The organism is Niastella populi (assembly GCF_002078015.1).
Lineage (GTDB): Bacteria > Bacteroidota > Bacteroidia > Chitinophagales > Chitinophagaceae > Niastella > Niastella populi.
Genome location: NZ_LWBP01000019.1, coordinates 1 through 7,624, shown reverse-complemented (window position 1 = coordinate 7,624; position 7,624 = coordinate 1). Strand labels below are relative to the sequence as shown.

The following is a 7,624-nucleotide window of genomic DNA, read 5'->3' as shown; positions in this document are numbered from 1 at the left end:
ATTTTTGTTTATTTCAAGTTTCAGGCGATCCGATACTACGTTGAAGCTGATGCACGCCCCTTTTGCAGCGGCCCCTTTTTCTTCACAAACCAGTAATACCGCATCATTTTCCGTACGTGCAGTAATTTTTTTCAGGCTGCTGCTTTCTTCTTCACTTACAAATAAAATGTGACAGTCATAAGCTGTTTGAGAAGGAGAAAAACGCCGCACAACAATCCGCTGGTTCCATGCTTTTTTATTGCCTGTTATTCTTTTCAATTCATCAAAAAGCATGGTTTCTCCAACCACCCCTATTATAAAGTCGTCGGTTTTGCTCTTTTCAGGCCAGTCGACATATTTTGTAAAATGATAAATGATATTGGCATGAACCGAATAGTTCATTGTATTTTGGGCCTTTCCATTAAGAAATGGAGAAATGGAGAATAACATCATCACCACCACTCTTTTATACTGACGCCCAATACGCTGCTTATACAAGGTGCCTGTTGAAGATGAACCCTCTGCTGGTTTTTCGGTTTTCATTGGTCTGGTTCGATTTGTAAATCCTGTCTCAAATAATTTGCAAAGAAAACGAAGCGGTAAAGCGTGAAGTGTAAGAAATACGAATAATACTAAACAGTAAGTGTTTATCACCATATAGTAAGTAGGAGAAACACATAGTCGATAACTGGCTATTACCGGATACACTTTTGCGTCAAATTGCTGAGGTATAATTGCAACCAAAAATTATGTTTGCAGTAAACCTGGAAAGAGCTGCATGATAACGTCAACCAGATACTGGCTAGTGCAACCATTATGCTTAATTATGACCAGAATAACTTTGATCAAAATGTAAAAGCATCTCTTGGATAAAAGCAGGCAATACCTGCAACTAGCCATTGGAGAGATCCGCAAACTTTCAAAATCGTTACATACGTCTGCTGTTAAAGATATGGGTTAATAAACCAGGTGGAAAATTGTTATAAATATGAAGCTAAACAGGCCGGTTCCGTTAAGTTTGAACCGAAACAACCAGGCTGGCATATATTATGTAGGTTATACTGTGAAATGGGAATCATTTTTTAAAAATATTGTGCCATGTTCAATAGCAGGGACATAAACGATTTACTTGATATTAGGGAGATTTATCTGGAACCAGCAGTAAAAGAATACGGGAGAGGACGGGAAATATTACAGCGGTTCCCAAACGCCCGCCTAATTGAAGTGCCGTCCCACTGGAAAATTCCTGAATTACATGGATTTCAGGGTTCTGTAGAACATTGGCTAAAAATAAAAAGGAATGTGCTGATCCTTGGCGTTAAAAAATCTTTAACCTGTCGTCCGAATACCCGCAGTTCAAATTTTGTATCACCCAGTGAATCAAATGGCTGCACAATGTCGTGTTCATATTGTTATGTACCACGCCGAAAAGGGTATGCAAACCCGATTACCTTATTTGTGAATATAGATCAAATCATGGGCTATCTCGAACGGCATGCCAAACGACATGGTTTAAAAACAGAACCCGATCACATCGATCCGGTGTATTGGGTATATGAAATCGGCGAAAATGGGGATTGCTCAGCAGATGCTGCTATATGCGACAATGTCAAAGACCTGGTGAACCTGTTTAAAAGAATTCCCAATGGCAAACTTACTTTTGCCACCAAATTTGTCAACCGCAACATGTTGGACTACGATCCCCAGGGTAAAACACGGATCCGATTTAGTTTAATGCCTCATGTTCTGAGCAAATTGGTTGATGTTCGTACTACCCCCATTAAAACACGCATTGAAGCCATTAATGATTTTACTGCAGCCGGTTACGAAGTAAATCTCAATTTTTCCCCGGTTATTTATTATGAAGGATGGGAAAAAGACTGGAGTGAGTTATTTAACGAACTAAATGATATTATAGACGATCGTACCAGGCAACAATTAGTTTGTGAAATTATATTTCTTACCCATAATGAACAATTGCACAATGTAAATATGGGATGGCATCCTAAAGGTGAAGAGTTTTTGTGGCAACCAGATTTACAGGAAGTGAAATACAGCAAACAGGCGGACGCAATGTGCGTTATAAAAGAGGTATTAAAGGTTCGCTGGTAAAACAACTGGAAAGTATGGTTCACGAAAAATTACCCTATTGTAAAATTCGTTATGCATTTTGAATTAAAACTTGAAAACAAAAAAACATGACCGCCACCACCTCTTTGGAACTGTGACTGTGATCCGGCATAACTATTTTGTTAACCATATAGCCTTTAGATAACCTGTTTCCAAATTGAAGCGGTTCGTTTACATACTTTCCTCAATATTAAACTTCACGATTTCTGATGAATATTAAAATGTATATGCGCTGGTATTCAAACAAAGAATTGGCGCGTTTACTAACTCCCGGTTGCCTGGTTATTCAAAAAAGAACGTGGCGGGCACCCATAAGTGCAGAATCGGCGGAGTTCAGTGCTGCGACCTACCGGTTTCATCCGGTTATGAAATAAATAATTACATAAACGAAATGATACAAAAAATACTTAGGTTGGCATTTCTTCTAATGCATAACTCCTAAACCCAATATAAAAAGTAGTTGGTTTGCATAGTACAATTCATACGGTATCGGATTTAGGCCTGCATTTTTTAGTGCGGGCTTTATTATTTAACCGGAAAGCCTTTTTATGATACATTTATTTTAAAGGAACTATAAGGTATGTAATAAGCATTATGATGTGCAAAACCTGATTCGTGAATTATATTTCAAACTCCTATTATAGAAACAGTCACTACAATGCAGAATTGCTGTACCCGCCGCAATGATAGCACTCCATGAATGTACATTCTACAGACGTCCTTACATATTTCCGTATAAAACTTTAAGAGTAAATACTTTTTTCCTATAAATCCGTATCGATACGATACAGCAAAAGCGTAATACTACCACATCTTTGCTGAAAAGTAAGATACTGAAGAAGATGTTTAAGGAAATTCCATTGATCCGCTTCATTTTTTCGATGCTGGGACTATTATTGCTCATCAATACGGTAAGCAACTATTTGCTGGCGGTAATATAGGTAGTATGATACTTCAAATCCTGATTTCAGCCCTGTTTCTTTTAATAATTGAAGATGAAAAATTTTGTAAAAAGGCCGGCTGTTTAGGGTATTTGAAGAACCCTCATTTTATCTCGGGCTACGATGTTATAGCCAAAGAGCTACTTACCATCATAAATACAAACCTCGTTTGTGACTAATTATAAAAGTTATTCGTTTCTGCAAAGGCCATCAATCTTCAAATTCATTTCAAACTATACTCCAATTAAACAGGCTTGTGAAGCTAAATAGGAATACGTATTCTTGTATTGGCAATCGGAATAAGTGCTTTTTTTATTGTCAATACAACCTTTTACCTGTTCATTCAAAATAACAGCTTAAGTAGTTCCTTTTAAAGAAATCCGAATATAACTTTATCAAACGAATGTAACCACTAACACATTAACCGGATACAAATCTGTTATTGTAAGGGCCAAAAGTTTACTTAAATCGACAATTAACAGCCAATCATCGAAAACAAACAAATGTATAAAAAATAATATATAATTTTTAATTAGAATAATGTAATACAAACTTTTATTCGTCACTTTATGAAAGTTGCCCCTTGTACCCATCCCCTTTATTCCATGCCCTGGTTGGAAGTTACGATGCCTGACCCTAATTTCCAGGGTTATATATTGCAGTTAAATAACGCCGAAAGCGTTAGGAAAGTAAGTGAAAATTTATTTTGTGAATATCTCGACAATAGTCTCGCACCGGCGTGGATATATGACGAAGATGGTTATGCCATATATATGAACAAACTGGCAAAACAAATATGGCGCATAGACGAAACCTATCATTACAAGCATATTAATGAGCTGTTCCCCAGGCGCCATGCTGATCAGTTTCTTGCCAGTGACAAGGCAGTTCTCGAAACAAATAGAGCTATTTCGTTTGTAATTTCCTCAACTCGTCTGGATGGTTCGCCAGGTTACTTTATGTTACAAAAGTATCTTTTGCCAATTACTACTCCTAAACGGATAATAGCCGGACAGGCCATTGATATTACAGAAGAAATAAATACACGCGAAGAACTAAGAAAAAGCAATGAACGTTTTGCCTATGTTGCAAAAGCTGTTTCTGATTGCATCTGGGACTGGGATATTGAAACAGGGAAGGTATACCGCAGCGAAGCGTTAATGGCATTGACAGGATATTCAGGAAGAGACATACATGGATCGCTTGGCTGGTGGGAAGGAAAGATACATCCGGAAGACCGGCAAATGGCGATGGACAAGTTACATACTTTTGTTGCTCAGGGGCATTCATATTGCGATGCAGAATACCGATTCCGTTGTGCGGATAATAAATACCGATCCTTTATGGATAAAGGTTATATTATTTACCGGGACGAAAAACCGGTAAGGGCAATAGGGATTGTTCATGATATAACCGAAAAAAAGAAACTGGAAGCCAGGTTGCTTAGGAATAAAATCCGGCATCAAAAAGTAATATCCCGGGCAATAATTGCAGCCCAGGACAATGTTTGCAATGAACTAGGGAAAGAGCTGCATGATAACGTCAACCAAATTCTGGCCAGTGCAGGCATTATGCTCGACTATGCGCAGCAGAACAATGATGAAAATTCAAAAGCGTGTCTTGATAAAAGCAGGCGATACCTGCAGTTAGCCATTGAAGAAATCCGCAAACTTTCAAAATCGCTGAATACGTCTGCAGTCAAAGATATGGGGTTAATAAACCAGGTGGAAGAAATCGTTAACAATATGAAGCTTAGGAGGCCGGTTTCCGTTAGGGTTGAATGCGATTCAGCATTGGAAGAAAAAATAAACAGTGAGCTAAAATTAATGATTTACAGGATTATTCAGGAGCAAACAAACAACATAATCAAATATGCTGAAGCCACCGAAGTAATCATTTCAATAAGAAAAAACCGTACGTCACTTCACTTGTCAATTAAAGATAATGGCAAAGGGTTTGATGTAAACCAGTCAAAAAAAGGTATCGGCCTGGCGAATATAAAGAACAGGGTCGAAGCATATAATGGTTCATTAAACATTATTAGTTCGCCCGGTATTGGATGCAGCCTTGAGATAAATATTCCAAAAAAGACACGAATGTAAGCTTCCAAACGCGCAGTAGTTTGATATTCTACAATCACTTTTAGAAATAAGAGGGCTATGAACGATTTCATTATTTGGCAGACATATTATACATTTGAGCAATAACTATGACCATACAAGTTCGAAATATTATTCTCGCCGATGACGACGAAGATGACTGCCTTCTTTTTCAGGACGTTATTTTGGATCTGCATATTATTGCCAATATTATTACCGTTCAAAATGTGGAGAAACTTTTACAAATACTTGCAAATAACAGCAATGAGGTACCAGAAGTAATTTTTCTGGATATGAACATGCCTCTGCGTGATGGAATGGAATGTTTAAAGGAAATTCGCAAAACCCCACACCTTAAAAATGTTCCGGTAATTATGATATCTACTTCCTCTCATTCCCAAACCGTGGAAGAAGCATTTAATGAAGGAGCTAACCTTTTTATTAGAAAGCCTGATTCTTTTAAAAAATTCAGGTCAATCCTAAATTATATTTTTACCATGGAAGTAGAAGGACTTATGGAAGATCAAAAAGAAAGGTTTTTAATAACCGGGTAGGTATAAGGCATGATTTGCTGTGGGCTGAGCTGACCAGACAAAATCTGGAATTAGGTCTGTGTCGGGTAATTTTGTTCCTGCGGGGGATAGGACAGTAATTGAGGAAAAGCTGAATCGGACCACGCAACAAAAAGCGGCGTTCGATGTCAAGTTCAGGGTATAAGAACGCAAGAAGTAGTTACTTAATATACCATTTGTATTGTAAACCCAGATTTGACGATGCAAGCCAATACATGGGACATATCGGGGGGATGCAGGATGTTTCAAGGAAGAAAGAACTAAGATACCTCCAATTCGGACTTTAGGATTTTTATTGGTAAGAACAGTGATGGAAAATCACAACACTCATTAAAGTATGAGAAATTTTACGAAGAAACATGTACAAAAATTGCAAACAGCGTGGTCATCAAATTAACTTCTTGGCAAAAGATTGAAAAATATTAACTTATCATTTGAATATATAAATAAAAGATATAATTTTGATTTCACATAGGATAGGACATTAAATAAGGGTTTTTGAAGGCAGCCTCCTTTTACGGAGGCTTATCTTTTTAATTGAATTAGCCAATCTTAGCCTGGATTGGCAAAAAAAGGCCATTGACGAATTTGCATTAAGAAGCGATATTAAAACAGCCGCGTATTTTGGAGGTACGTATGAAAGCGCCAAAACAGATGGCCGCAAAGAGTTTCAGCGCATGCTGGACTATGTTAAAAAGAACAAAGACAAGGTAACCCACGTACTCGTGTATCTTCTCGACCGGTTTAGCCGGTCGGGAGACGGTGCCATGCGGCTTTCTAAAGAATTACGCGAAAAATACGGAGTAACCATTGTTGCAGTTACCCAGCCCATTGACACCAGCAATCTGGGTGGCGTATTCCAGCAAAACCTACAATTTCTGTTCAGTCAGTATGACAATGAACTGAGACGGCAGCGGGCAATGGCTGGGATTAAGGAACATTTGGAGCAGGGGATATGGTGTAAGAAACCGCCAATGGGATACACCGCGATTAAAGAAGGAAAAGAGCGAAAGATTGTTGTCGATGAAACAGGCAAGAAATTACGTAAGGCGTTTCGCTGGAAAGCGGAAGGAATAAAAAACGATGAAATCCTTCTTCGATTAAAGGCAATGGGTATTAACATCTATAAGCAAAAATTAAGCATGATGTTTTCCAACCCGTTTTATTGTGGCATCATAGCGGATAAAATACTCAACGGAAAATTAGTAGAAGGCTCCCATGAAAAACTAATATCACCCGAAATGTTTTTACAGATACATAATGTAAGAGCAGCTGCAAAGGGTAAATATGGAGTTACCCATAAAAAAGAAAATGACCAGTATCCATTAAAACTTTTCATGAAATGTGATAAGTGTGGTAACGGCTATACGGGCTAAGTAGTAAAGAAAAAGAACAAAACAAACAGTAAGGTACATGAGTTCCACTATTACAAATGCCGCTCAAAGGGATGCAATTGTAACCAAGAACTACCGAGGTTAACCAGGAGTTTGTATCCTTTTAAAGGATTATACCTTGCAGCCCCAATTAGTTGCCCCTTTACTATACCATATGGATACAGCTTTTGATAAGCACTACGAAGTGGCCTTGGAGCAACAAAAACTATACAAAGCCAAATTGGCAGATATAGAAAAAAGCTATGAAGAGTTGGAAGACGATTTTTATTTGTACAAGAAGATGCCGCAAGATGTGTATATCAGGCTAAGAACAAAACTGGCGAAGGAAAAAGCCGATATACTGAAAATTCTATCAACCCTTGACGCAGAAAGTTCTAACCTCAAAACTTACTTCCGGGAAGGTATAACACTTTCTACACAACTCACTACCAGTTGGACTTCCAGCCCAATACCAATAAAAGAGAAACTGCAAAAGTTTGTCTTTCCCGAAGGAGTGACCTATAATCGCG

Annotated in this window: 6 protein-coding genes; 5 read left to right on the top strand and 1 reads right to left on the bottom strand. The window is 38.0% G+C overall.

The window, feature by feature from the left end:
* Positions 1–723, bottom strand: a 723-nt coding sequence (locus tag A4R26_RS04845; RefSeq protein WP_133054543.1) for a YfiR family protein, incomplete at its 3' end; no start/stop codon positions are given.
* A 354-nt stretch (positions 724–1,077) separates the two neighbouring features.
* Here A4R26_RS04845 and A4R26_RS04840 point away from each other — a divergent pair.
* The 5 genes from A4R26_RS04840 to A4R26_RS04820 form a co-directional block, all read left to right on the top strand.
* On the top strand, positions 1,078–2,091 hold the full coding sequence (locus tag A4R26_RS04840) for a spore photoproduct lyase family protein (protein WP_207625678.1): 1,014 nt from the start codon (positions 1,078–1,080) through the stop codon (positions 2,089–2,091).
* Positions 2,092–3,619: 1,528 nt separating this feature from the next.
* Complete coding sequence (locus tag A4R26_RS04835) at positions 3,620–5,152, top strand: PAS domain-containing sensor histidine kinase (protein WP_081161456.1); 1,533 nt, start codon at positions 3,620–3,622, stop codon at positions 5,150–5,152.
* Between the two features lie 107 nt (positions 5,153–5,259).
* Positions 5,260–5,703, top strand: a complete 444-nt coding sequence (locus A4R26_RS04830; protein ID WP_081161453.1) for a response regulator — start codon at positions 5,260–5,262, stop codon at positions 5,701–5,703.
* Positions 5,704–6,209: 506 nt separating this feature from the next.
* A complete protein-coding gene (locus A4R26_RS04825; RefSeq protein ID WP_341350284.1) occupies positions 6,210–7,097 on the top strand; it encodes a recombinase family protein in 888 nt (295 codons plus the stop codon).
* A 172-nt stretch (positions 7,098–7,269) separates the two neighbouring features.
* Positions 7,270–7,624 (top strand): hypothetical protein (locus A4R26_RS04820; protein ID WP_133054542.1); only part of this gene is annotated, 355 nt, incomplete at its 3' end.